Genomic DNA, 24,375 nt, shown 5'->3' on the forward strand with positions numbered 1-24,375 from the left:
CCGGAACAGGTGAAAACCCTGGCAGATGGGTATCCCCGCCGCGAATGGGCAGGGCCGGCGGCCGCGGCCGCCACGGTTCGGTGCGAGAGGCGTGAACTCACGCTCACCGGCGCAGCGTCGGGCCGGTGAGGTCGCGGCAGGGGCGTGTCCGTGATGTTATGGCCGGGCATTAGGGTGGTCTGGCATCGGAATGAATCCGCTTGAAAGCTGAGGAGCGATAACGTGACTGTCCGGGTAGGCATCAACGGCTTCGGTCGTATCGGACGTAACTTCTTCCGGGCGGTGGAGGCGCAGAAAGCGCTCGGCACCACCGATATCGAGATCGTCGCGGTCAACGACCTCACCGACAACGCGACCCTGGCCACGCTGCTGAAGTACGACTCGATCCTCGGCCGGCTGCCGCAGGACGTCTCGCTCGACGGCGACGACACCATCGTGGTCGGCGACCAGCGGATCAAGGCACTGGCCATCAAGGAGGGCCCGTCCGCGCTGCCGTGGGGTGATCTGGGTGTCGACGTGGTCGTCGAGTCGACCGGCATCTTCACCGACGCCACCAAGGCCAAGGGACACCTGGCCGCCGGCGCCAAGAAGGTCATCATCTCCGCGCCCGCCAAGGGTGAGGATCTGACCGTGGTCATGGGTGTCAACGACAGCCAGTACGACGGCAGCCAGAACATCATCTCCAACGCGTCGTGCACCACCAACTGCCTCGGCCCGCTGGCCAAGGTCCTCAACGACGAATTCGGCATCGAGCGTGGTCTGATGACCACGATCCACGCCTACACACAGGACCAGAACCTGCAGGACGGCCCGCACAGCGACCTGCGTCGCGCCCGCGCCGCCGCCCTGAACATCGTGCCCACCGGCACCGGCGCCGCGAAGGCCATCGGCCTGGTGCTTCCGGAGCTGCAGGGCAAGCTGGACGGCTACGCGCTGCGCGTGCCGGTGCCGACCGGTTCGGTCACCGACCTGACCGCGACGCTGCGCAAGTCGGCGAGCATCGACGAGATCAACGCCGCCTACAAGGCCGCCGCCGAGGGACCGCTGAAGGGCATCCTGAAGTACAACGTCGACCCGATCGTCTCCAGCGACATCGTGACCGACCCGCACTCCTCGATCTACGACGCGCCGCTGACCAAGGTCATCGACGACCAGGTCAAGGTCGTGTCGTGGTACGACAACGAGTGGGGTTACTCCAACCGTCTCGCCGACCTGATCGGCCTCGTCGGCAAGTCGCTGTAAACCCATGGCAGTCAAGACCCTTCAGGATCTCCTTGCCGAGGGCGTGGAGGGGCGGGGCGTACTCGTGCGCTCCGACCTGAACGTTCCCCTCGACAACGGCGTGATCACCGATCCGGGCCGGATCATCGCCTCGGTGCCCACGATCAAGACGCTGGCCGAGGCCGGCGCCAAGGTCGTCGTCACCGCCCACCTGGGCCGCCCCAAGGGCGAACCCGATCCGAAGCTGTCGCTGGCGCCCGTCGCCGCGAAGCTGAGCGAGGAGCTGGGCCGCAACGTGCAGCTCGCCGGTGATGTGGTGGGCCAGGACGCGCTCGCGCGGTCCGAGGGCCTCACCGACGGTGATGTGCTGCTGCTGGAGAACATTCGCTTCGATCCGCGCGAGACCAGCAAGGACGACGCCCAGCGCCAGAAGCTGGCCCGGGCGCTGGTGGAGCTGGTCGGCGACGACGGCGCGTTCGTCTCCGACGGCTTCGGGGTGGTGCACCGCAAGCAGGCCTCGGTCTACGACGTGGCGCAACTGCTGCCGCACTACGCGGGCACACTGGTGGCCGCGGAGGTCGACGTGCTGCGCAAGCTCACCACCGACACCGAGCGCCCGTACGCGGTCGTGCTCGGCGGTTCCAAGGTGTCGGACAAGCTCGCCGTGATCGAGGCGCTGGCCCCCAAGGTCGACACCCTCGTCATCGGTGGCGGTATGTGCTTCACCTTCCTTGCCGCTCAAGGTCTTTCGGTCGGCTCCTCGCTGCTGCAGGAGGAGATGGTCGATACCTGCAAGGAGCTGCTGGAGCGTTTCGCCGACGTCATCCACCTGCCGGTGGACATCGTGGCCGCGGACAAGTTCGCCGCGGACGCGGAGTCGAAGACCGTGGCCGCCAACGAGATTCCCGAGGGCTGGATGGGCCTGGACATCGGTCCCGAGTCGGCCAAGCGCTTCGCCGCGCTGCTGACCGAGGCTCGGACGGTGTTCTGGAACGGGCCGATGGGTGTGTTCGAATTCGAGGCCTTCGCCGCGGGGACTCGCGCGGTGGCCGAGGCGCTGGTGAGTGCGACCGGTAAGGGCGCGTTCACCGTGGTCGGCGGCGGCGATTCGGCTGCGGCCGTGCGCACGCTCGGCCTGCCGGAGGACGGGTTCTCCCACATCTCCACCGGCGGCGGCGCCTCGCTGGAATACCTGGAGGGCAAACAGCTTCCGGGTATCAGCGTGCTCGAGGACGGGGAGGGCTGATCATGGCACGCAAACCGTTGATCGCCGGCAACTGGAAGATGAACCTCAATCACCTCGAGGCCATCGCCCTGGTGCAGAAGATCGCGTTCGCCCTGCCGGACAAGTACTTCGACAAGGTCGATGTCACGGTCATCCCGCCGTTCACCGACATCCGCAGCATCCAGACCCTCATCGAGGGCGACCGGCTGCGGCTCACCTTCGGTGCCCAGGATGTGTCGGTGCACGAATCCGGTGCCTACACCGGTGAGATCAGTGCGGCGATGCTGGCGAAGCTGTCGTGCAGCTACGTCGTGGTCGGCCACTCGGAGCGGCGGCAGTACCACAACGAGGACGACGCCACGGTGCTGGCGAAGGCCAAGAAGGTACTGCAGTACGACATGACGCCGATCGTCTGCATCGGCGAGGGGCTGGGCGTGCGCGAGGCGCAGACCCATGTGCAGTACAACCTCGAGCAGTTGCGGGGTTCGCTCAAGGGGCTGACGCCGGAGCAGATCGCGAAGGTCGTCATCGCCTACGAGCCGGTCTGGGCGATCGGTACCGGTCGCGTCGCCACCCCGGCGGACGCGCAGGAGGTGTGCGGTGCGCTGCGCGCCGAACTGGCGGAGCTGGCCGGCCAAGAGGTCGCGGCGGGTGTGCGCATCCTCTACGGCGGGTCGGTGAACGCCAAGAACGTCGGCGAGCTCATCGCGGCCGCCGATATCGACGGCGCGCTCGTCGGTGGCGCCTCGCTCAAGGGCGACGAATTCGCGACCCTGTCGGCGATCGCCGCGGGCGGTCCGCTGCCCTGATCGCCATGGGCGGGTAATCGCCTGCAGCACAAAACGATTCGGCCCCGGTTTCCGCGTACTGCGGAACCGGGGCCGACGTCGTGGAGCAACCGGATCAGGGTTTGCGCGCCACCGCACCGAGCATCGACACCGCCTCCGGCCGGGGATGGGCACGCCGGGATTCGGTGGGCCAGTGGATGACCGATCCGATCCCGGGTTCGACGAGTTCGAGGCCGGTGAAGAATCGGCTGAACTCGGCTGTCGAGCGCAGCCGGAACGGGATACCGCTGCGCTTGTTGGCCTGTTCGCTGTCGGCGAGGTCTTCTTCGGAGAGGTGATCGCTGGTGGCATGCGACATGACCAGATAGCTGCCCGGCGCCAGCGCGTCGACCCACTGGCGCACCATGTCGTAGGGACGGTCCTCGTCGGTGAAGAAATGCACGACAGCGAGCATCATCAGAGCCACCGGTTGCGACAGATCCAAGGTGGCGAGCAGCTCCGGATGGGTGAGGATGCGCTCGCGGTCGCGCGCGTCGGCTTCCAGATAGGCGGTCGCCCCCTCGGGGGCGCTGTCGAGCAGGCTGCGGGCGTGCAGGGCGACGATCGGATCGTTGTCGACGTAGACGATGCGGGAATCGGGCGCGGCGGCCTGCGCGATCTCGTGCACGTTTCCGGCGGTCGGCAGGCCGGCGCCGAGGTCCAGGAATTGCCGGATACCGACCTCGGCCGACAGATAACCGACCACTCGGTGCAGGAAGGCCCGATTCTCCAGCGCGGAGATCTGCACGCTCGGAAAAGCCTCGGCGACCGCTTCCGCGGAGGCGCGGTCGGCCTCGAAGTTGTCCTTACCGCCGAGCCAGTAGTCGTAACGCCGGGCCGGATGCGGGGTGGTGACATCGATACCGGGTGGCGCCACGGGATCCGTATGCGGGCCGTGTGATCCGGTCACTGGTTCCATGACACCTCTTCCTTCTGTCGGCGGCGACGAACCATTATCGACTACTGTCATCCTGTCAGCTCGGATGGCGAACCGGCGCGGCCCCCGCCGTGCGGTCGGGGAGGTCGAAGATGTCAGTGCAATTCAGTCCGTACGATTTCGGCATTCACGACGATCCGTATCCGGTCTACGCGCAGTTGCGCGAGCAGGCGCCGGTGTTCCGCAACTCCGACGACGACTTCTGGGCGCTGTCGCGCTACGCCGATGTGCTTGCCGCACTGCGTGATTCGGACCGCTTCTCGAGCGCCAACGGGCTGCGGATGGAACCGGCCTTCTGGGGCCCGCAGGCCGAGCAGTTCTTCTCCTTCGTGGCGATGGACCCGCCGAAACACACTCGCGTGCGCGGCCTGGTCACGCGCGCGTTCACCGCGCGCCGGGTGCAGGCGCTGGCGCCGCGGCTGCGCGAGATCGCCATCGGCCTGCTGGAGCCGCTGCTCGAACGCGGCAGTTTCGACCTGATGACCGAGTTCGCGGGCCCGTATCCGACCGAGGTCATCTCCGAACTGGTCGGCGTGCCGACCGCGGATCGCGATCTGGTGCGCAAACTCGGCATGGAGATCATGTACACCGAGGAGGAGTCGACCGATCTGCGGCCGGAGGCGATGCAGGCGATCGGCGCCCTGGTCGGCTACTACACCGAGCTGACCATCGAACGCAGTAAGCACCGCACCGACGATCTGCTGTCCGGTCTGCTCGACGCCGCCGACGGGGACGACCGGCTCACCCCGGAGGAAATCGTGGGCGTGCTGATCCTGCTGATCGGCGCGGGGATCGAGACGACCATGCTCACGCTGGGCAATATCTGGTACGCCGGGTGGGCGCATCCGGCCCAGCGGGCCGCGGCGCTCGGGCGCGTCGACGACTGGATCGCCGAGGGCATGCGCTACGACCCGGCGACCCAGTCGCAGTTGCGCACCACCACCGAGGCTGTCGAACTGCACGGCGTCACGATTCCGGCGGGCGCGCGGATGCTGTTGCTGACCGGTTCGGCGAACCGCGATCCCGAGGTCTTCGACCGGCCCGATGTCTTCGATCTCGATCGCGACACCTCCGATGCGCTGGTCTTCGGCAGCGGCCGCCACCACTGCCTCGGCTCGAATCTGGGCCTGCTGGAGTTGCGGACCGCGCTCGGGGAGATCACCGCCCGCGTCGCCGACTACGACATCGATCCGTCCGGGCTGCGCCGCATCCACTCCTCGAACAATCGCGGTTTCGCCGCGCTGCCGACAACGGTCACACTGCGCTGATCATCGGCGGCCGCTAATCCTCGTGGAGCGGGCCGGATTTCAGTAACCGATGCGCCGCGGCCTCGATCGCCGCTTCGCTCAGCAGCACCAGTTCTGCGGCGGGTCCGAGCGGGACGAAACTGTCGGCGCTGGTGACGCGGGCGAGGGGGCCGTCGAAACCGCCGTCGAGCAGTGCGGTGCACACCGATTCCGAAACCCCGCCGCTGCGGCGGGTCTCGTCGGCGACGAGAACGGCGCCGGTAGCGCGGGCGTGGTGCAGCAGATCGTCGACGGGAAGAGGTGTGAGCCAGCGCAGGTCGAGCACCCGCGCGCGAATGCCGCTGTCCGCCAAGCGCTGTGCGACGCGCAGGCTCATCGGTACACCGTTGGCGAAAGTGACGATCGTGAGATCCGTGCCGTCGCCGTGGATTCGGGCCCGGCCGAGCGATACCGGATCCTCGTGGGGGGTGGCGAGCCAGCCCCCGTCGCCGGGGCGGTGCAGGTCGCGGGTGTGGTACAGGGCGATCGGTTCGAGGTAGAGACACACCCGGCCCTCGCTGCGAGCGGCCTCCACGCACCGGCGCAACATCGCGGCGGCGTCGTCGGCCCGGGCCGGCGCCGCGACCACCACGCCGGGGATATCACGCAGCGCCGCAACGGAATTGTCGTTGTGGAAGTGCCCGCCGAAGCCACGCTGATAGGCGAACGAGGCGATCCGCACCACCATGGGGTTGTGGTACCGCCCCGCGGAGAAATACGGCAGGGTCGCCGCCTCACCCCGGATCTGGTCCAGGGCATTGTGCACGTAGGCGAGATACTGGATCTCCGGAATCGGGACGAATCCGGCGAGTCCGGCGCCCAGCGCGGTGCCGAGCACGCTCTGCTCGTCCAGCAGGCTGTCGAACACCCGCCGCGCCCCGAACTGCCGCTGCAGCCCCTTGGTCACGCCGTAGACGCCACCCTTGCGGCCGACGTCCTCGCCGAAAACCAGCACATCGGGGTCGTGGTCGAGAAACGACGCCAGCGTGTGGTTGATCGCCTGCGCCAGCGTCATCGGCCCGGCGCGATCGGCGGTCTGCTCCGAGGCCCCGGCATGCGAGCGCGGCGCCGGACTCGTCTCGCCGTCCGTCGAGGTGCCGGTGGAATCCGCGGGTACCGTGGGGGAGCCACCGAAGTCGGTGCGGTGTGCCGATTCGGCGGCCGACGCGGACTCGGTCCGGGACACTGGATGCTCGAAAGGATCTGTCCGCGCAGCGCTCTCGGACTGCTGCGGCGAGGCCGTGGTGGCAGCGGCCGGCGTGCGGTCTCCGGCGCGGGGGCCCGGCTTCGGATTCGGCGAAGGCTGTCGGGCACGTCCGAATTCCAGGGGCGCCCGGATCGCCTCGGCCGAGTCCAGATGCGGTTCTTCGGCCACCTGTGCCGCCGTCGCCGCCACGCGGGCGCCGATCGCGTCGTAGTGGGCGAGAACTTCTCCGGCGGTGGCGGCACCGATCTCGACGAGCAACCGGGCCGTCGCGGCGACCGGATCGCGGCGGCGGTCGGCCTCGATGTCCTCGGGCCGGCGGTACGCCGACTCCACGTCGGATCCGGCGTGCCCGAGCAGCCGCACCGTGCGCAGCCGCAACAGTGCGGGACGCCGCCGGGCACGCACGGATTCCGAGGCCGCCGACGCCACCGACAGGGCCTGCCGGAGATCGGAGCCGTCGGCGTCGAAATACCGCAGCCCCGGTCGCGATCCGAAGGCCGCTTCGATCCAGCCCGGGGGAGTGGGCACGCTGATGCCGAGACCGTTGTCCTCGCAGACGAACAGCAGCGGCATCGGAATACCCTGGTGCGCGGTATGGATCGCGGCGTTGATCGCACCGGTCGCGGTGGAATGATTGGCCGACGCGTCGCCGAATGTGCACAGTACCACCGCATCTCGCGGCCACGGCGTGTCCCGGCCCAGCCGGCGGGCCCGATCGAGCGCGAAGGCCAGACCCATCGCGCGGGGGAGATGCGAGGCGATGGTCGAGGTCTGCGGTATCACCGACGCGGGCGCACTGCCGAACACCTTGTGCCGCCCGCCCGAGATCGGATCGGAGGCCGCCGCGACGACTCCCAGCAGCACGTCACGGATCGGGTCCAGTCCCGGGATCTGCCGGCAGCGGTGCACGAAGAACGCACCGGACCGGTAGTGCAACAGCGCCGGATCAGTGCTGCGCAATGCCTGCGCCAGCACCACATTGCCCTCGTGCCCGCTGGACCCGATGCTGTAGTACCCGCGCTTGCTCGCGCCGAGCCGCCGTGCCGCGAAATCCAGATGCCGGCTCGTGGCCTGAGCATCGAACAAGTCCAGACACGTCCCGACGGTGATCGGACTGCCGCTGCCGATCGGATCGGTGGCGGCGCGCCGCGGTCCCGGCCGCACCTTCGCCAGGGATATACGCAACCAGTCGTCGAGAAGCTCTTCCGGGCCCGCAGTCACCCCTCCATCATGTCGCGTGGGACCGCCCGCGCACCGGATTGGGTGCGCGGGCGGTCGAAGCGAACTCGCCGGCCTACCCGAGCGAGTCGATCAGAGCGTGGCGGGGCCGGCAGGGGAGAGAAGCGCGGTGTCCTACCGCTGTTCGGCCGGCCGGTGGGAATGTTCGGTGTGTCCCGTGTGGCCCGCGAGCAGCTTGGCGAACGGCGTCACCTCGCCGAGGTGGTTGCCCGACTGCCGGGTCCGAGCCGGTTCGGGGAGGAACCCGTCCACGCCGGTCGGTACCGCGACCACCAGGGTGGCGAATTCGGCCGCGGCGCGGTGGATCCGCTCACCCAGTCCGGCCGAACCGAAATCCTCGGTCGCGGCGAACACGCCGGTCGGAACGACGACGGCGCGCAGGTAGGTGAACAGCGGCCGCATCGCGTGCTCGAGCACCAGCGCGTGCCGGGCGGTTCCCGCCGTGGCGGCGATGAGCACCGGCATGGCGTTGAGCGCCTCGGTGTCGAGCACGTCGACGAACATCTTGAACAGCCCGGAGTAGCTCGCGGCGAACACCGGGGTGACGGCGATGAGGCCGTCGGCTGCGGACACCTTCTCCCGTGCCGCCGCCACCGCGGGCGTCGGCAGGCCGCCGGAGACCATCGTGGCGGCGAGATCGCTTGCCAGATCCCGTAATTCGATGACCTCGATGGTCACGGCCTCACCGCGGGCGCCGACGGCCGAGGCCACCGCGTCGGCAAGTTGATCGGCGAGCAGGCGGGTGCTCGACGGCTGCGACAACCCGGCGGTGAGTACGACAACGGTGTGCGACATGGGTTTTCGTCCCTCGTTCGATGCGGTCGGATGAATACGCGGTGGGATGAATCAGGCCTGCTCGGCCGCGGCCAGCAGCCGCTCACGCGCCGGCTCCACCAGATGATGCGGCGCCTCCGGACCGTCGGCCACCAGCGACGCGTGGGTCGGCGGATCGCTGGGAACGTGCGCGGGACGGCGCAATTCGAATTCCTTGCGCAGCACCGGCACCACCTCGCGGCCCAGGATCTCGACCTGTTCCAGGGCGACGTCGATGGGCAGGCCGGCGTGGTCGATCAGGAACAGCTGGCGCTGGTAGTCACCGGCGTAGTCGGCGAAGCCGAGGGTGCGCTCGATGACCTGCTCGGGAGTACCGACGGTCAGCGGCGTCATCTCGCTGAAATCCTCCAGCGACGGACCGTGCCCGTAGACCGGCGCGTTGTCGAAGTACGGCCGGAAGAACTTCTTGGCCTCCGCTTCGGTCTCGGCCATGAACACCTGCCCGCCCAGACCGACGATCGCCTGGTCGGCCGAGCCGTGACCGTAGTGCTCGAACCGCTGCCGGTACAGCCGCACCATCTCCTCGGTGTGTTCCTTGTTCCAGAAGATGTTGTTGTGGAAGAAGCCGTCGCCGTAATAGGCGGCCTGCTCGGCGATCTCCGGCGAACGGATCGAGCCGTGCCACACGAACGGCGGCGTGCCGTCCAGCGGTGCGGGAGTCGCGGTGAATCCCTGCAGCGGCGTGCGGAACTGGCCCTGCCAGTCGACCACCGGTTCGCGCCACAGCCGGCGCAGCAGGTGGTAGTTCTCGATCGCGAGCTCGACGCCCTTGCGGATGTCCTTGCCGAACCACGGGTAGACCGGCCCGGTGTTGCCGCGGCCCATCATCAGGTCGACCCGGCCGCCCGACAGATGCTGCAGCATCGCGTAATCCTCGGCGATCTTCACCGGGTCGTTGGTGGTGATGAGCGTGGTCGAGGTCGACAACTGCAATTTCTCGGTGCGCGCCGCGACCCACCCGAGCATGGTGGTGGGCGAGGACGGCACGAACGGCGGATTGTGGTGCTCGCCGGTGGCGAACACGTCCAGCCCGACCTCCTCGGCCTTCAGGGCCAGGCGCATCATCGCGTCGATGCGCTCGCCCTCCGTGGGCGCGATGCCGGTGGTCGGATCGACGGTGACGTCGCCGACGGTGAAGATGCCGAACTGCATGGCCGCCTCCTGAGATCTGATCAAAAGTTCAATCACCTGAACGAGGGCCGCTGTCCCAGTATTCCTTGACATGTCCACTACCCGAGAAACGGCCGGTGCGCAGCACTTTGTCTCACTGATTCAATCAGTGATTGATAGTTGTTCTGTGTCGTGGTTCACTAACGGCATGGGCGAGAAGGTGGCAGCCGGTACCCGGTCCAAACTGCTGGCGGCAGCGGAGCGGTTACTGCTGACCGAGCGCTACGAGGACGTCTCGGTGCGGGCGATCTGCGTGGCCGCGGGCGCCAACCCGGCCGCGGTGCACTACCACTTCGGCTCCAAGGAGGCGCTGATCGCCGCCCTCATCGAGGATCGGCTCGGACCGCTGTGGGCCGAGGGGCTGGCGGCGGCCACCGCCACCGAGCCGAGCTCGGTCCCGGCCGTGGTCGACGCGGTGCTCGCGCCGTTCGTCGAGCTCGCCGCCGACCCGATGGGCCGGTTGCATCTGCGGCTGCTGGCCGGATTGATCCTGCGCCGGCGGCCGATGTCCTGGCAGCACCAGTGGTTCCGGATGGAGTCGTGGTCACAGCTGCTGCCGGAGCTGACCTCCGGTGAGGCACGCCGCCGCTGGCAGCTGGCCTTCGACCTGATCATCATGCGCTTCGGCAGCACCGAGGACTACGACATCGCGCCGTCCGCGGTGGCGACGCTGCGCGAATTCGTCATCGCCGGGTTGGCCGCACCGCCGCCCGCTACCGGTGCCTCGCATCCCGCCGCGCCCGCCTCCACCGCTTCGCATACCGCCGTACAGGAGTAGTAGTGAACGATATTTTCGAACCCGTCGATCTGGGCCCGATCACCCTGCGCAACCGGGTGATCAAGGCGGCCACCTTCGAGGGGCGGACCCCCGACGCGCTGGTCACCGACGAACTGATCGAGTTCCATCGGGAGATCGCGGCCGGCGGCGTGGGGATGAGCACCATCGCCTACTGTGCCGTCGCTCCGGGCGGGCGCACCGACCGCCACCAGATCTGGATGCGCCCCGAGGCGCTACCGGGACTGCGGCGGCTCACCGACGCCATCCACGCCGAAGGAGCCAAGGTCAGTGCGCAGATCGGCCATGCGGGACCGGTCGCCAACGCGGCCTCGAACCGGGCACCCGCGCTGGCGCCGACGCGGCTGTGGTCGCCGTTGAGCATGAAGATGATGCGGTCACCCTCGGTGGCCGAGATCCAGGATCTGGTCGCCGCGCACGTGCGGGCGGTGTTGCTGGCCGAGGAGGCCGGATTCGATGCCGTGGAATTGCACTTCGGCCACAACTATCTGGTCAGCTCGTTCCTCAGTCCGCTGCTGAACCGCCGGAAGGACGCCTACGGCGGGCCGTTGGAACATCGCGCCCGGATGGCCCGCGAGATCGCGCTCGCGGTGCGCGAAGCCGTCGGCGGCCGGCTGGCGATTCTGGCCAAGCTGAATATGGAAGACGGTGTGCGCGGCGGATTTTCGCTGGCCGAGTCACTCCGGGTGGCCTCCTGGCTGGAATCCGACGGCGGACTCGACGCCCTCGAGCTGACCGCGGGTAGTTCGCTGCTCAACCCGATGCTGCTGTTCCACGGCGATGCGCCACGGCAGGCCTTCGCCAAGACGCTGCCCGGCCCGACCCGCCTGGGCTTCAAGGTCGTCGGCAAGGCGTTCCTGCGTGAGTACCCGTATCACGGCACCTACCTGCTCGAACGGGCCCGCCAGTTCCGCCGCGAGTTGTCGATGCCGCTGGTGCTGCTGGGTGGCATCACCGATATCGACGATATGCGGCGGGCGCGGCGTGAGGGCTTCGAATTCATGGCGATGGGCCGCGCCCTGCTCCGCGAGCCGGATCTGCTGCAGCGCATCCGCTCCGACGCCGAGACCCGTTCGGCCTGCATCCACTGCAACGAATGCATGCCCACCATCTACACCGGGACCCGATGCGTGCTGCGGCTGGACGGCCCGCCCATTCCCGCCTCCTGACCCAGACCGACGAGAGAAGAGAGACGATGTCATGAGTGGACGTTTGACGGGCCGGGTTGCCCTCATCAGCGGCGGCGCCTCCGGCATGGGGGCCTCGCACGCGCGGGCCTTCGTCGCCGAGGGAGCGCGGGTGATGCTCGGCGACATCGCCGACGACGCGGGGCAGGCGCTGGCCGCGGAACTGGGTGAGCAGGCCGGCTACGTACATCTCGACGTCACCGAAGCCGCCGGCTGGCAGGCCGCGGTCGCCGCCACCGTCGAACGATTCGGGCTGTTGAATGTGCTGGTCAACAATGCGGGCGTGCTGGACGGCGGCCCGCTGGGCACCTACACCGAGAAGCAGTGGCAGCGGGTCATCGACATCAACCTGACCGGTCCCTTCCTGGGGTTGAGCGCCGCGCGCGACGCTCTGGTCGCCGCCCGCCCGGCCGCGGTGATCAATATTTCCTCCGCGGCCGGTATGCAGGGCGTGAGCGGCATGCACGCCTACACCGCCTCGAAGTTCGGAGTGCGGGGGCTGACCAAGTCGGCCGCGCTGGAACTCGCGCCCGAGGGCGTGCGGGTCAACTCGGTGCATCCCGGCGGAATTCTGACGCCGATGATCGGGGTCACCGAGGAGATCGCGGTCGATCGCGGCGAGAATGTGCGTGCGCGGCTCGGCCTGCCCGCCGAGGTGTCGGATCTGGTGGTCTTTCTGGCGAGCACCGAATCCAGCTACTGCACCGGTGCGGAATTCGTCGTCGACGGCGGGATGACGGCCGGTTCGGTGGTGGGCTGAGCATCCCATAAACTGTCGGCATGCAAATGTTCCTGGATATCCTCCTGGTCATCACCAGCGTCCTGCTGGTGTTGCTGGTGTTGCTGCACCGCGCGAAGGGTGGAGGCTTGTCCAGCCTGTTCGGTGGTGGTGTGCAGTCGAGTCTGTCCGGATCCACGGTGGTCGAGAAGAACCTCGACCGCATCACCATCTTCGTCGGCCTGATCTGGTTCATCGCCATCCTCGGTATCGGCTTCGAGATCAAGTTCGCCTGATCGGCGCGGTGGCGGCGTCGAGGCGCCGCCGCGCGCAGATCGCGATCGCCGATACCGCGGCCACCGCCAGGATCGCCGCCGCGATCGTGAACGCGGCGTCGTAGCTCTCGCCGAGCACCGGCGCCACCGCCAGAGGTCCGAGCATCTGGCCGAGCCCGTATCCGGCGGTCAACGTCGCCGCCGCCCCCAGACCGGCCAGATCGTCGCCGATCTCGAGGGCGAGCAGGGTGATTCCCATGAAGGTCGCGCCGAACAGCGCGGCCGACGCCACCGCCGGCCAGATACCCGCCGACAGCGTCGGCAACAGAGCCGACAGACATTGCAGCACCAGGGCGGCCACCAGCGCGATCACCGGAGTAGCCCGCCGGGCGATCAGGCCCCACACCACGGTCGCGGGGGCGGCCGCCACTCCCACGACGATCCAGATCGCGGTGCCCGTGGTCCGATGACCGGTGGCGTCCACGGCGGCGACCAGAAACGTCCCCAGGACGATATAGCCCAGCCCCTCCAGGAAATAGGTCAGCTGAAGTAGCCGCCAGGAGCGCGGCGACCGCACCGTCGCCGCGCCGGTACGGCTACCGGCGACGACTTCCAGCCGCAGGGCCGGCCACAGCAGCAGCGCGGTCAGCGCGGCCGCGGCGAGCCACAGCGCCTGCCACGACAGCACCGATTGCGCGACCAGTACCAGCGCACCCGTTGCCGCGATCCCCGTGCCCACTCCGGCGAAGGCGATACCCGCTGCGCGCCTTCGGTGTTCGTGCCGTGCGGCGATCTGCGCGCAGCCGATGAACAGGGCCGCGCTCGCGACGCCGGCCACCGTCCGCAGGATGATCGGCAGGATCGCCGGCGCGGGGATCGCCATGGCCGCCTCGCTCACCACCAGCGCGGCGGCCGATAGCCGAAATGTCGTGCGGCCGTTGTATTCCGGAAACCGCGCCAGCGCGACCGCGCCCAGCAGATAGCCCGCGTAGTTGGCCGCCGCCACGACCGCGCCGGTATGTGCGCCGAAGCGCCCGGCGTCGATCATCACCGGAAGCAGCGGCGTATAGACGAAGCGACCGATGCCCATGGCGGCGGCCAATCCGGCCGAGGCGCGCAGCGCGGGCGCGAGCGATGCCTGTCGAGGAAGTGCGATGGTCACGCCGACCAACGTTACGGATCCGGCGCGGCCCCGTGAAATGCTTCCTGTGCACGATGTATACGCTGAACGTATGGATCTGGAACTGCGGCATCTGCGCGCGTTCCTGGTGCTGTGCGAGGAAGCCAACTACACCCGCGCCGCGGCGCGGCTGCACACCACCCAGCCCTCGCTGACTCGCACCGTGCAACAGGCCGAACGGATTCTGGACTGCCGGCTGGTCGAGCGCAGTGCGCGGCGCTTCGTCCTCACCGCGGAAGGGGAGTATCTGCTCGCGGCCGCGACCCGGATCGTCGCCGATATCGATGCCGTCACCGCCGATCTGCGGCTGCGGGCCCGGGTATCGGTGGGGTTTTCCTGGCTGTTGCCCGACGACTGGTTCACCGAGGTCCGCACCCGCTTCGAGGCGCGCGGCGGGCGGGTCGGCATCCATCGCATCGACGATCCGGTGGCCGCCGTCGCGGCGGGAGGTATCGATATCGCGCTGTATCGCAAGGATATTCGGCTGCCTGCCGCCATGAGCGGGCGGATCATCGGCACCGAGCGGCGGGTGGCGGCGGTGTCCATCCGCTCGCCGCTGGCGAACGCGGCGGGGCTGCGGTGGCAGGATCTGGCGGCCTATCCGCTGGTGGTCAATACCGTCTCCGGCACCACCGACGAAACCAGTTGGGCCGCAGCCGAACCCGGCCGCGAGATCGTCACCTGCACCAATTTCGACGAGTGGATCGAGTTGATCGCCGCCGACCGGGGCATCGGGGCCGTTCCCGAACTGGCACGCACCCGAGCGCCGCATCCCGGCGTGGCCTACCTCGATATCCCGGACGCCCCGCCGTCGGCCCTGCGGCTGGCCTGGCGGACCCGGCCCGCGCCGGGCAGGTCGGTGCGGAGCTTCCTCGACCTCGCCGCGAACGGCTGAGGGTCTCGAACGCCGGAGGCCTCGAAAACCAGGGGAAGCCTTCAGGCGGGGTGGCCGGGAGTGAGACCGGCGAGGTCGCTGTAGCGCAGCCCGGTGGTGCCCTCCGGCGGGGTCGGGCCGCCCAGCGGTTCCAGCAGCAGACCCACGTGGTCGCCGAAATCGTGGCGCTCGAGGATCCGGCCGGAGAACCAGGCCGCCGCCTCGTCGAGCACCACCACTCCGTCGGGCCCGTGATGCCACCGGCACCAGGTGAACTTGTCGACATCGTCGCCGGTCTCCGCACCGAACAGCTGGGCCAGGGCCCGCGAACCGGAATCGACGAGATGCACCGCGACGTGGGTGGCGCCCGCGGCCACCCGGTAGGTGTAGTTGAGTTCGGACAGGCACACCAGGAATCGGCGTGGTTCGATCCCGACCTGGGACGCGAAGCCGACCACACACCCGGCGCGCTCGGATTCCGTCGCCACCGTCACCACATAGATCGGAGCGTCCGCCGCCGCTACCAGCGCGTCGAAATTCGCGATCGCGTCCATCCACCCTCCTTCACTGCCGGCGTCGCGCGATGCGACCCGCCGCCTCAGGCTAAGGGAACAGCGCCTGTCACGTGCGCGGCACGCGACCGTCGATATCGGTGAAGCCGTAGGCCTCGGCCAGATCGGCCACTCGCCACGCCCGGCCGGTGCGTGAGCGCCGGCCCGGATCCGCGGCGAGCGCGACCACCGCGCGTCCGGCGAAATGCGGAGTCTCGGCTTCGTTCAGATCGAAGGTGCCCTCACCGGGCAGCGTGATCAGGCGCCGGCCCTGCGCATCGGCCGGAACCAGCTGCAGTAGTTCGGTATTCACGATCCCCGGCCACAGCGACACCACCGTGACCTCGGTGCCGGCGAGATCATGCGCCATATCGGCGGTCAGCCGATCGACAGCGGCCTTGCCCACGCCGTAGACGACGTTGTGGGTGAAATGGTCGGCGCCCGGTGACGAGATGTCGACGATCAGCCCGCCCGATTCGATCAGCAGCGGCGCCGCGAAATGGGCTGCGGCGTAATGGGAGCGCACTCCGATATCGAAGCCCTCGTCCCAGGCCTTCGGCGGCACCTCCCAGAACGGTTTGCCGAGCCAGCGCGCCGAGGCAGGGGAGTTGTAGACGTTGTTGACCAGCACATCCAACCGGCCGTGATCGGCGCGCACGGTCTCGAACAACCGTGCCACCGCCGCGTCGTCGCGGTGGTCGCAGACGAACGGCACCCCGCGCCCGCCGAGCTCGTCGATCTCGCCGGCGGTCGAGGCCACGGTGCCCGGCAGCTGCCCGGGACGTTCGGAGCGCCCGGTCACGTACACCGTCGCGCCGGCCGCACCCAGCTCGAGCGCGATGCCCTTGCCGATACCGCGGCTCGCACCGGTGACGACGGCGACTCGATCGGTCAGTATTCCGTTCACGACTCCGGGACACTACCGTGAAACGAGAACGTGTTCTAGTACCTGGGAGGCGCAGTGGGGCCGACGCATCGGTTCGTGGAGACCAACGGGATTCGGCTGCATATCGCCGAAGCGGGACGCGGGTATCCGGTAATCTTCTGCCACGGATTTCCGCACGGCTGGTACGTCTGGCATCGGCAACTGTCGGCGCTGGCGGCGGCCGGATATCACGCCATCGCCCCGGATCTGCGCGGCTACGGCCGGACCGAGGCGCCCGGCGGGGTGGAGGCGACCACCAATCGGGCGGTGATCGGCGATCTGCTCGGGCTGCTCGACGAGATCGGCGCCGAGCGAGCGGTTTTCGTCGGCCTGGACTTCGGCGCGCAGCTGGTGTGGGAGCTGGCACTGCGGGCGCCGGAACGGGTAGCGGCGATCATGGTGCTGAACAATCCGTACGCGCCCCGGCCGCCGAAGGCGCCGTCGGAGTTCTGGACGCGCGCCGCACAGCGTCATTTCCTGCACCTGTCGTATTTTCAGGAGCCCGGTGTCGCCGACGCCGAACTCGCCGCTCGCCCCCGTGAATTCCTGGCCCGCGTGTACTACGCGCTCAGTGGCGAGTTCCACTACCTCGACACCTGGAAGAATCCGCCCGGTATCGGTTACCTGGACGCGCTGCCGCAGGCGCCCGCACTGCCCTGGCCGTGGCTCTCGGAATCCGAATTCGACACCCTCGCAGCGGAATTCGAACGGTCCGGCTTCACCGGCGGGCTGACCTGGTACCGGGCGCTGGACCGCAACTGGGAGCTGACCGAGGGCCTGCCGACGACGGTGCCGGTGCCGACCTGCTTCCTCTACGGCGAAAACGACCCGGATATGGAGGGTTTCAGCGGCCGAGACCCACTGGCTGTGCTGCGTGCGCACATACCGGATCTGCGGGCGGTCGAAAAGGTGCCCGGCGCAGGACATCTCGTCCAACTCGAGCGCACCGATGCGGTGAACGACTTCCTGTTGCGTCACCTCGCCGAACTTGTCGCCGGCGATGCGTCGCGAAATGCGGTGCCGCGGTAGGGATTCGCCTACTCCCCGCGCCGGGTGCGGCCGGAGCGTCTACGCGCACAGCCGGGCGGCCCACATTCACGACGAGGTGGCCCGCATCCTGCCCGCGGGCCACCTCGTCGGTGTGTATCTGAGACTGCCTGTTGCCGCGTGGGCGCAGACAGAGGACGATTAGCCGGATTTGCCGCCCCGGCTCAGGGCAGCTTCGCCCGCACTACCTCAGGGCAGCTTCGCCGCCGCGGCTTCGTCCAGCATCCAGGTGGTGGTTTCGCTGCCGTGCGCCCCGGCCGCCGGGATCTCGAGCGGGGAAGCGCCGCCCACCGCCTGGGCCACCGCCTCGGCCTTGCCCTCGCCGCCGACTACCAGAACCACGTGCCGCGCGCGGGCGACCGCGGGCAGGGTCAGGGTGACGCGCACCGGCGGCGGCTTCGGCGAATCGGTCACGGCGAGAACGAGTTCGTGCTCCTCCGCCACGGCCGCGGAATGCGGGAACAGCGAGTTCACATGAGCGTCGCCACCCATGCCGAGCAGATGCAGGTCGAATGCGCCGTGCTCGGTCAGATGCGCGTGCACCGTCGCCGAATACTCGGCGGCGGCCTCGACCGGATCCGGATACTCCCCGTCGGAGGTCGCGACCGGATGCACCCGCGCCGGGTCGACCGGCACGTGGTCGAGCAACGCCTCACGTGCCTGCAATTCGTTGCGTTCGGCATCGCCCGCCGGGACGAAACGCTCGTCGCCCCAGAACACGTCCAGGCGACCGAAGTCGATCGCGCCGGGTGCGTGCCGCACCTGCTCCAGCAGGGCGATCCCGGTGCCACCGCCGGTGAGAACCACCGACGCCGAACCACGCTCGGCCTGAGCTCTGGTCACCACCTGCACGAACCGCACGGCTGCCGCCTTCACCAGTTCGTCGTGATCGGCAAAAACCGCGATTTCCGGCTTACTCATAGAGCACCTTCCCGATTCCGGCCAATGCCTCGGCGTAGACATCGTCGGCATCGAGCCGCCGCAGTTCCTCCGCCAGGCAGTCCTTGGTCTCACGACGGGCGAGCGCGAACCGCTGATCGGGCTCGCCGGTCCGCGTCAGGGTCGCGGTGCGGCCCGTCTGCGGACGTTCGATGCCGACCGACACCGACGCGCGGTGCAGGACGACCTTCAACTCTCCGGTCCGGCGGCGGATCGGGCAGTCCAATTTGGCCGCCAGCCATCCCGCCAGAATGTCGAGCGCGGGTTCTTCGGCCAAACCCGACACGGTTACCGATTCGATCGGGTCGTACGGCGGCACGTCGAGTGCGGAGGCCAGCAGCGCCCGCCAGAACGTGATCCGGCTCCATGCCAGATCGGTGTCGCCCGGCGCGTAGGAATCCAGCCGCCGGGTGATCGCCGCACGCGGGTCGGGGGCATAGGTCGAATCGGTGATCCGGCGAATGGCCAAGCGTCCCACCGAATCCCGCGACGGAAACTCCGGCGCGCCGCGCGGCCACCACGCCACCACCGGAGTGTCCGGCAGCAGGAACGGGATGACCACGCTGCTCTCGTTGTTGACCAGCTCGCCCTGCAGTCGCAGCACTATCACCTCGGCGGCCCCAGCGTCGCCGCCGACCCGGATCTGGGCGTCGAGTTTGGTCTCGGAGAATCGGTCGCCGCGCGCGAGCACGATCACGCGACAGGGATGTTCTCGGCTGGCGTCGTTGGCGGCGTCGATGGCGTCCTCGGCCTCCGAGGAATCCAGCGTGCACACCACCAGCGTGAGCACCCGGCCCATGGCGATCACACCGTTGGACTCGCGCAGGCTGACCAGTCGTTTGGTCACCTCGCGGGTGCTGGTGTCGGGCATGTCGACGATCATGGCCGCCGCCATTCGCGCCCGGTGCGGGCGAGCATCTCGTCGGCCGAGGCCGGACCCCAGGTGCCGGACTCGTAGGACTCGGGCTTACCGCCCTCGGCCCAATGATCGAGTACGGGATCGAGGATGCGCCACGCCAATTCGACCTCCTCGTTGACTGGGAACAGCGACGGCTCGCCCAGCAGCACATCCAGGATGAGCCGCTCGTAGGCCTCGGGCGAGGATTCGGTGAACGATTCGCCGTAGCTGAAATCCATGTTGACGTCGCGGACTTCCATACTGGATCCGGGCACCTTCGACCCGAACCGCATGGTGATGCCCTCGTCCGGCTGCACCCGGATGACCAGCGCGTTCTGGCCCAGCTCCTCGGTCATGGTCTGATCGAAGGGCAGATGCGGGGCCCGCTTGAACATGACCGCGATCTCGGTGACCCTGCGCCCCAGGCGTTTTCCGGTGCGCAGATAGAACGGCACGCCCGCCCAGCGGCGCGTATCGACGTTCAGCGTGATCGCGGCGTAGGTCTCGGTGCGCGAATGCGGATCGAAACCCTCCTCCTCGGCCAGGCCCACCACGCGCTCGCTGCCCTGCCAGCCGGCCGCGTACTGGCCGCGGGCGGTGGTCTCCTCCAGCGGTTCGACCAGCTTCGTCGCCGAGAGCACCTTGATCTTCTCGATCTGCAGCTGTCGCGGCTGGAAGTTGACCGGATCCTCCATCGCCGTCAGCGCCAGCAGCTGCAGCAGGTGGTTCTGGATGACGTCGCGGGCGGCGCCGATGCCGTCGTAATAGCCTGCGCGCCCGCCCAATCCGATGTCCTCGGCCATCGTGATCTGCACGTGGTCGACGAAGTTGGCGTTCCAGATCGGCTCGAACAGTTCGTTCGCGAACCGCAGCGCCAGCAGGTTCTGCACCGTCTCCTTGCCGAGGTAGTGGTCGATACGGAAGACCGTCTCCTCGGGGAACACCCGGTTGACCAGGGCGTTGAGCTCCTGGGCGCTCTGCAGGTCGTGACCGAAGGGCTTCTCGATCACCACCCGCCGCCACGGCTGCGGTTTGCCCGGCCCCGGATCCGGCGGCTTCGCCAGCCCGGTGCGCGAAAGCTGTTCCAGCACAATCGGAAACGCGTTCGGCGGAATCGACAGATAAAAGGCGTGGTTGCCGCCGGTGCCGCGTTCGGCGTCGAGCTTCTTGAGCGTCTGCGCGAGCGTGCCGAAGGCGGCGTCGTCGTCGAAGGTGCCCTGCACGAAGCGGATACCTTCCGACAGCTGTTCCCACACCTCCTGCCGGAATGGGGTGCGCGCATGCTCCTTGACCGCCTGGAGGACGACCTGAGCGAAATCCTCGTCGGCGTAATCGCGCCGGGCGAACCCGACCAGCGCGAAACCCGGGGGCAGCAGCCCCCGGTTCGCGAGGTCGTAGATGGCCGGCATCAGTTTCTTGCGTGACAGGTCCCCTGTCACCCCGAAGATCACCATGCTGCACGGGCCGGCGATCCGGGGAAGCCGCTTGTCGCGCTCCTCGCGCAGCGGATTCCCCGGGGCGGCCGTCTTCCTCTGGCCGGCCATCGCGGTCAGTTGCTTCCGGTGCTCTTCAACTCGGCGGTGGTCGCCGTGAGCAGCTCGTCCCACGACTTCTCGAACTTCTCGACACCTTCGCGCTCGAGGACGGCGAACACGTCGTCGAGATCGACTCCGACGCCGGTGAGCGCGTCGAACACACCCTGCGCGTCGGCCGCCGTGCCCGACACCGTGTCCCCGCGCAGTTCGCCGTGATCGGCGAACGCCTCGAGGGTCTTCTCCGGCAGCGTGTTGACCGTATTCGGCGCCACCAGCTCGGTGATGTACATGGTGTCGGGGTAGTCCGGGTTCTTCACGCCCGTCGACGCCCACAGTGGCCGCTGCCGGTTACCACCGGACGAAGCCAGATGCGAGTAGGTCGAGGTGTGGCTACCCCCGTCGAACACGTCCTGGTAGGCGGCATAGGCCAAGCGCGCGTTGGCGATTCCGGCCTTACCGCGCAAGGCCAGCGCCTCGTCCGAACCGATCTGCTCGAGCCGCTTGTCGATCTCGGTGTCCACGCGGGAGACGAAGAACGACGCGACCGAATGGATGCGGGACAGGTCGTGGCCGGCGATGCGCGCCTTGCGCAGGCCGTCCAGATAGGCGCCCATCACGCTGAGGTAGCGCTGCACCGAGAAGATCAGCGTGACGTTGACGCTGATCCCTTCGGCGATCACGCGCGTGATCGCGGGCAGGCCCTCCTCGGTGGCCGGAATCTTGATGAACAGATTCGGCCGATCGACGATCTTCCACAGCTCGACCGCCTGCGCGACGGTCTTGTCGGTGTCGAAGGCCAGTCGCGGGTCGACCTCGATCGAGATCCGGCCGTCCACGCCGCCGGTCGCGTCGAAGACCTCGGCCAGCACGTCGCAGGCCGAGCGGACGTCGTCGGTGGTGATCGTGCGGATGGCGGCGTCGGCATCGGCGCCCTGGGCGGCCAGCTCCTTGACCTGGTCGTCGTAGGCGTGGCCCTCGCTCAGGGCGGCCTGGAAGATGGTCGGGTTGGTGGTCACGCCGACGATGCTGCGGGTGGCGACGAGGTCGGCGAGATTGCCCGAGCGGATCCGGTTACGTGACAGATCGTCGAGCCACACCGACACGCCTGCGCGAGACAGTGCGGCGAGATTCTCGTTCTGTGCCATTGGTTATCCCTTCACCTTGTCGAGTGAGCGCTTCGCGGCATCGACGACGGCTTCGGCGGTGATGCCGAATTCGCGGAACAGGGTCTTGAAGTCGGCCGAGGCACCGAAATGCTCGATCGAGACGTTCTCACCGTCGCTGCCGGTGAAGCGGTGCCACGGCATCGCGATACCGGCCTCGACCGTGACGCGGGCGGTGATCTGCGGCGGCAGCACCTCGTCGCGGTAGGACTGTTCCTGCGCGTCGAACCATTCCACGCACGGCATGGACACCACGCGGGTGCCGATGCCCTGCTCCTCCAGCGTAGTGCGCGCGGCGACGGCGAGTTGAAGTTCGGAACCGGTGGCGATCAGGATCACCTGCGGTGTGCCGGTGGAGGATTCGGCCAGGATGTAGCCGCCGCGGGAGACGCCCTCGTAGCTGGTGCCCTCCAGGGTGGGCACGTCCTGACGGGTCAGCGCCAGCGCCGACGGGCCGTCGGTGTGCGGGTGGTCGGCCGGCACGAAATGCGAATGCTGCTCGGCGCTTTCGAGCTCCAGGATGGTGCGCCACGCGTACACGGTCTCGTTGGCGTCGCCGGGGCGGACCACGTTCAGGCCCGGGATGGCGCGCAGCGCGGCGAGGTGCTCGATCGGCTGGTGGGTCGGGCCGTCCTCACCCAGGCCGATGGAGTCGTGGGTCCAGACGTAGATGGCCGGCACGCGCATGAGCGCGGCCAGCCGGACCGCCGGGCGCATGTAGTCGGAGAACACCAGGAAGGTGCCGCCGTAGGGCCGGGTCGGGCCGTGCAGGGCGATGCCGTTGAGAATCGATCCCATCGCGTGCTCGCGCACACCGAAATGCAGGGTGCGGCCGTAGGGCTCGGCCTTCCACATACCCGTGGAGATCGACGCCGGGCCGAAGCTCGGCACTCCCGGCATGGTGGTGTTGTTCGATTCGGCCAGGTCGGCCGAACCGCCCCACAGCTCCGGGAGCACCGGGGCCAGCGCGGCCAGGACCTTGCCCGAGGCCTTGCGGGTGGCCATGCCCTTGGCGTCGGGCTCGAACGAGGGCAGGCCCTCGGTCCAGCCCTTCGGCAGCCGGCGCTCGCGCAGCCGGTCGAACAGCTCCTTGTTCTCCGGGTTGGCCTGCGCCCACGCGTCGAACTGCTCCTGCCAGACGGCGCGGGCCGACTTGGCGCGTTCGGCGGCGTTGCCGCGGGTGTGGGCGATGACCTCGTCGTCGACGACGAAGCTCTGGCCCGGATCGAAGCCCAGGATCTCCTTGGTGGCAGCGACCTCGTCGGCGCCCAGCGCGGCGCCGTGCGCGGCGCCGGTGTTCATCTTGTTCGGCGCGGGATAGCCGATGATCGTGCGCAGCAGGATGAACGACGGCTTGTCGGTGACCGCCTTGGCGGCCTCGATCGCCTCCAGGATGCCGGTGACGTTCTCACCGCCCTCGACGACCTGCACGTGCCAGCCGTAGGCGCGGTAGCGCTCGGCGGTGTCCTCGGTCAGCGCGATGGAGGTGTCGTCCTCGATGGAGATCCGGTTGTCGTCGTAGAAGACGATCAGATTGCCCAGCTGCTGCGTGCCGGCCAGCGAGGAGGCCTCCGAGGTGACGCCCTCTTCGATATCGCCGTCGGAGGCGATGACGTAGACGAAGTGGTCGAACGGGCTGGCGCCGGTCGCGGCGGACGGGTCGTAGAGACCGCGCTCGCGCCGGGCGGCCATCGCCATGCCGACCGCCGAGGCCAGGCCCTGGCCGAGCGGGCCGGTGGTGATCTCCACGCCCTTGGTGTGGCGGAACTCCGGGTGACCCGGGGTCAGCGAACCCCACTTGCGCAGGTGCTTCAGGTCGTCGAGTTCCAGGCCCAGTCCCGACAGGTACAGCTGGATGTACTGGGTCAGGCTGGAATGTCCGCACGAGAGGATGAACCGGTCGCGGCCGGTCCAATCCGGATCGCTCGGGTCGTAGCGCAGGACCCGCTGGTAGAGGGTGTAGGCCAGCGGCGCCAAGCTCATCGCGGTGCCGGGGTGACCGTTGCCGGCGGCCTGCACCGCGTCGGCGGCCAGGACACGGACGGTGTCGACGGCTCTGGTGTCCAGTTCGGTCCAGTCGGCCGGATGTGCGGGCTGGGTGAGGGCGCGGATGTCGTCTGTGACTGACACGACCGAGGTTCTCCTGACCTTCTCGTGTGTGTACAACGGCGGCTTGCGGGCTGTACCCACCACCCTAGAGGTCGCCTGATCGCCGTGAGTGGGGAACCCTTCGCCCGCACCCCGTGCAGGTGCGCGGGGTTACGGTGAATGATGACAGCCGCCGCCGTGACCGGTCGCGGCGATTCCGCACAGCGGCCGACGGCGGATATGTGACGTGGCG

22 protein-coding genes are annotated in these 24,375 nt (G+C 68.6%); 10 read left to right on the forward strand and 12 right to left on the reverse strand.

The features are described from left to right. The first annotated feature begins 222 nt into the window (after positions 1 to 222). From gap to tpiA, 3 genes are read left to right on the forward strand one after another with little or no spacing between them, the layout of a single operon-like run. A complete protein-coding gene (gene gap / locus NE2_RS07000; RefSeq protein WP_030514032.1) occupies positions 223 to 1,242 on the forward strand; it encodes a type I glyceraldehyde-3-phosphate dehydrogenase in 1,020 nt (339 codons plus the stop codon). A 4-nt stretch (positions 1,243 to 1,246) separates the two neighbouring features. Then, on the forward strand, positions 1,247 to 2,467 hold the full coding sequence (locus NE2_RS07005; RefSeq protein ID WP_063024912.1) for a phosphoglycerate kinase: 1,221 nt from the start codon (positions 1,247 to 1,249) through the stop codon (positions 2,465 to 2,467). Positions 2,468 to 2,469: 2 nt separating this feature from the next. Continuing rightward, a complete protein-coding gene (tpiA, locus tag NE2_RS07010; RefSeq protein WP_063009029.1) occupies positions 2,470 to 3,255 on the forward strand; it encodes a triose-phosphate isomerase in 786 nt (261 codons plus the stop codon). 94 nt (positions 3,256 to 3,349) lie between these two features. Here the strand turns inward: tpiA and NE2_RS07015 are convergent, their stop codons facing one another. Continuing rightward, complete coding sequence (locus NE2_RS07015; RefSeq protein ID WP_063024914.1) at positions 3,350 to 4,192, reverse strand: SAM-dependent methyltransferase; 843 nt, start codon at positions 4,190 to 4,192, stop codon at positions 3,350 to 3,352. A gap of 110 nt (positions 4,193 to 4,302) precedes the next feature. Between NE2_RS07015 and NE2_RS07020 the strand changes: the two genes are divergently transcribed. Further along, positions 4,303 to 5,478 (forward strand): cytochrome P450, encoded by a 1,176-nt coding sequence (locus NE2_RS07020; protein WP_084493856.1) that lies wholly within the window; start codon positions 4,303 to 4,305, stop codon positions 5,476 to 5,478. Positions 5,479 to 5,491: 13 nt separating this feature from the next. Here the strand turns inward: NE2_RS07020 and NE2_RS34750 are convergent, their stop codons facing one another. The 3 genes from NE2_RS34750 to NE2_RS07035 form a co-directional block, all read right to left on the reverse strand. Further along, on the reverse strand, positions 5,492 to 7,924 hold the full coding sequence (locus tag NE2_RS34750; protein WP_373862223.1) for a thiamine pyrophosphate-dependent enzyme: 2,433 nt from the start codon (positions 7,922 to 7,924) through the stop codon (positions 5,492 to 5,494). A 132-nt stretch (positions 7,925 to 8,056) separates the two neighbouring features. Further along, on the reverse strand, positions 8,057 to 8,737 hold the full coding sequence (locus NE2_RS07030) for an FMN reductase (protein ID WP_063024916.1): 681 nt from the start codon (positions 8,735 to 8,737) through the stop codon (positions 8,057 to 8,059). 51 nt (positions 8,738 to 8,788) lie between these two features. Further along, complete coding sequence (locus NE2_RS07035) at positions 8,789 to 9,928, reverse strand: LLM class flavin-dependent oxidoreductase (RefSeq protein ID WP_063024918.1); 1,140 nt, start codon at positions 9,926 to 9,928, stop codon at positions 8,789 to 8,791. A 145-nt stretch (positions 9,929 to 10,073) separates the two neighbouring features. Between NE2_RS07035 and NE2_RS07040 the strand changes: the two genes are divergently transcribed. The 4 genes from NE2_RS07040 to secG are packed head-to-tail and all read left to right on the forward strand — an operon-like array spanning position 10,074 to position 12,943. Continuing rightward, the gene (locus tag NE2_RS07040) at positions 10,074 to 10,724 is read left to right on the forward strand and encodes a TetR/AcrR family transcriptional regulator (protein ID WP_307617291.1); all 651 of its coding nucleotides are present in this window, start codon (positions 10,074 to 10,076) and stop codon (positions 10,722 to 10,724) included. 2 nt (positions 10,725 to 10,726) lie between these two features. Beyond that, positions 10,727 to 11,911 (forward strand): NADH:flavin oxidoreductase, encoded by a 1,185-nt coding sequence (locus NE2_RS07045; RefSeq protein ID WP_063024920.1) that lies wholly within the window; start codon positions 10,727 to 10,729, stop codon positions 11,909 to 11,911. Positions 11,912 to 11,942: 31 nt separating this feature from the next. Further along, complete coding sequence (locus tag NE2_RS07050) at positions 11,943 to 12,689, forward strand: SDR family oxidoreductase (protein ID WP_030518416.1); 747 nt, start codon at positions 11,943 to 11,945, stop codon at positions 12,687 to 12,689. 20 nt (positions 12,690 to 12,709) lie between these two features. Continuing rightward, positions 12,710 to 12,943, forward strand: a complete 234-nt coding sequence (gene secG / locus NE2_RS07055; RefSeq protein ID WP_030518417.1) for a preprotein translocase subunit SecG — start codon at positions 12,710 to 12,712, stop codon at positions 12,941 to 12,943. Here secG and NE2_RS07060 read toward each other — a convergent pair. After that, complete coding sequence (locus NE2_RS07060; protein ID WP_233429696.1) at positions 12,930 to 14,084, reverse strand: YbfB/YjiJ family MFS transporter; 1,155 nt, start codon at positions 14,082 to 14,084, stop codon at positions 12,930 to 12,932. The genes secG and NE2_RS07060 overlap by 14 nt on opposite strands. Positions 14,085 to 14,154: 70 nt before the next feature. On the opposite strand from NE2_RS07060, the gene NE2_RS07065 reads away from it, so the two are divergent. Then, entirely contained in the window at positions 14,155 to 14,997 is an 843-nt protein-coding gene (locus NE2_RS07065) for a LysR family transcriptional regulator (protein ID WP_063024924.1), read from the forward strand. 41 nt (positions 14,998 to 15,038) lie between these two features. Here the strand turns inward: NE2_RS07065 and NE2_RS07070 are convergent, their stop codons facing one another. Together NE2_RS07070 and NE2_RS07075 are read right to left on the reverse strand one after the other, a co-directional pair. After that, positions 15,039 to 15,530: a flavin reductase family protein gene (locus NE2_RS07070; RefSeq protein ID WP_063024926.1), complete on the reverse strand. Its 492-nt coding sequence runs from the start codon at positions 15,528 to 15,530 to the stop codon at positions 15,039 to 15,041. Between the two features lie 67 nt (positions 15,531 to 15,597). Further along, complete coding sequence (locus NE2_RS07075; protein WP_063024928.1) at positions 15,598 to 16,434, reverse strand: SDR family NAD(P)-dependent oxidoreductase; 837 nt, start codon at positions 16,432 to 16,434, stop codon at positions 15,598 to 15,600. Between the two features lie 54 nt (positions 16,435 to 16,488). Between NE2_RS07075 and NE2_RS07080 the strand changes: the two genes are divergently transcribed. Beyond that, positions 16,489 to 17,481 carry an alpha/beta fold hydrolase gene (locus NE2_RS07080; RefSeq protein WP_063024929.1) on the forward strand — a complete coding sequence of 331 codons (993 nt, stop codon included), beginning with the start codon at positions 16,489 to 16,491 and terminating at the stop codon, positions 17,479 to 17,481. A 207-nt stretch (positions 17,482 to 17,688) separates the two neighbouring features. Here the strand turns inward: NE2_RS07080 and pgl are convergent, their stop codons facing one another. The 5 genes from pgl to tkt are packed head-to-tail and all read right to left on the reverse strand — an operon-like array spanning position 17,689 to position 24,164. Further along, positions 17,689 to 18,420, reverse strand: coding sequence for a 6-phosphogluconolactonase (gene pgl, locus NE2_RS07090; RefSeq protein ID WP_063024933.1), 732 nt, complete (start codon positions 18,418 to 18,420; stop codon positions 17,689 to 17,691). Next, positions 18,413 to 19,321: a glucose-6-phosphate dehydrogenase assembly protein OpcA gene (opcA, locus tag NE2_RS07095; protein WP_174553914.1), complete on the reverse strand. Its 909-nt coding sequence runs from the start codon at positions 19,319 to 19,321 to the stop codon at positions 18,413 to 18,415. Before opcA ends, pgl begins: the two co-directional genes overlap by 8 nt. After that, the gene (gene zwf / locus NE2_RS07100) at positions 19,318 to 20,880 is read right to left on the reverse strand and encodes a glucose-6-phosphate dehydrogenase (protein ID WP_063024937.1); all 1,563 of its coding nucleotides are present in this window, start codon (positions 20,878 to 20,880) and stop codon (positions 19,318 to 19,320) included. Before zwf ends, opcA begins: the two co-directional genes overlap by 4 nt. Positions 20,881 to 20,885: 5 nt before the next feature. Continuing rightward, the gene (gene tal / locus NE2_RS07105) at positions 20,886 to 22,016 is read right to left on the reverse strand and encodes a transaldolase (RefSeq protein ID WP_063024940.1); all 1,131 of its coding nucleotides are present in this window, start codon (positions 22,014 to 22,016) and stop codon (positions 20,886 to 20,888) included. A 3-nt stretch (positions 22,017 to 22,019) separates the two neighbouring features. Beyond that, complete coding sequence (gene tkt, locus NE2_RS07110; RefSeq protein ID WP_063024942.1) at positions 22,020 to 24,164, reverse strand: transketolase; 2,145 nt, start codon at positions 24,162 to 24,164, stop codon at positions 22,020 to 22,022. Between the last annotated feature and the right edge of the window lie 211 nt (positions 24,165 to 24,375).

Source organism: Nocardia elegans NBRC 108235, assembly GCF_001612845.1.
GTDB classification, from domain to species: domain Bacteria; phylum Actinomycetota; class Actinomycetes; order Mycobacteriales; family Mycobacteriaceae; genus Nocardia; species Nocardia nova.

Excerpts from the sequence above, each read along its gene's own strand:
- opcA (WP_174553914.1), bottom strand. The coding sequence starts at position 19,321 with ATGATCGTCGACATGCCCGACACCAGCACCCGCGAGGTGACCAAACGA.
- NE2_RS07035 (WP_063024918.1), bottom strand. The coding sequence starts at position 9,928 with ATGCAGTTCGGCATCTTCACCGTCGGCGACGTCACCGTCGATCCGACC.
- NE2_RS07070 (WP_063024926.1), bottom strand. The coding sequence starts at position 15,530 with ATGGACGCGATCGCGAATTTCGACGCGCTGGTAGCGGCGGCGGACGCT.
- NE2_RS07015 (WP_063024914.1), bottom strand. The coding sequence starts at position 4,192 with ATGGAACCAGTGACCGGATCACACGGCCCGCATACGGATCCCGTGGCG.
- NE2_RS07050 (WP_030518416.1), top strand. The coding sequence starts at position 11,943 with ATGAGTGGACGTTTGACGGGCCGGGTTGCCCTCATCAGCGGCGGCGCC.
- zwf (WP_063024937.1), bottom strand. The coding sequence starts at position 20,880 with ATGGCCGGCCAGAGGAAGACGGCCGCCCCGGGGAATCCGCTGCGCGAG.
- NE2_RS07065 (WP_063024924.1), top strand. The coding sequence starts at position 14,155 with ATGGATCTGGAACTGCGGCATCTGCGCGCGTTCCTGGTGCTGTGCGAG.
- NE2_RS07020 (WP_084493856.1), top strand. The coding sequence starts at position 4,303 with ATGTCAGTGCAATTCAGTCCGTACGATTTCGGCATTCACGACGATCCG.
- pgl (WP_063024933.1), bottom strand. The coding sequence starts at position 18,420 with ATGAGTAAGCCGGAAATCGCGGTTTTTGCCGATCACGACGAACTGGTG.
- NE2_RS07005 (WP_063024912.1), top strand. The coding sequence starts at position 1,247 with ATGGCAGTCAAGACCCTTCAGGATCTCCTTGCCGAGGGCGTGGAGGGG.
- tal (WP_063024940.1), bottom strand. The coding sequence starts at position 22,016 with ATGGCACAGAACGAGAATCTCGCCGCACTGTCTCGCGCAGGCGTGTCG.
- tpiA (WP_063009029.1), top strand. The coding sequence starts at position 2,470 with ATGGCACGCAAACCGTTGATCGCCGGCAACTGGAAGATGAACCTCAAT.
- secG (WP_030518417.1), top strand. The coding sequence starts at position 12,710 with ATGCAAATGTTCCTGGATATCCTCCTGGTCATCACCAGCGTCCTGCTG.
- NE2_RS07030 (WP_063024916.1), bottom strand. The coding sequence starts at position 8,737 with ATGTCGCACACCGTTGTCGTACTCACCGCCGGGTTGTCGCAGCCGTCG.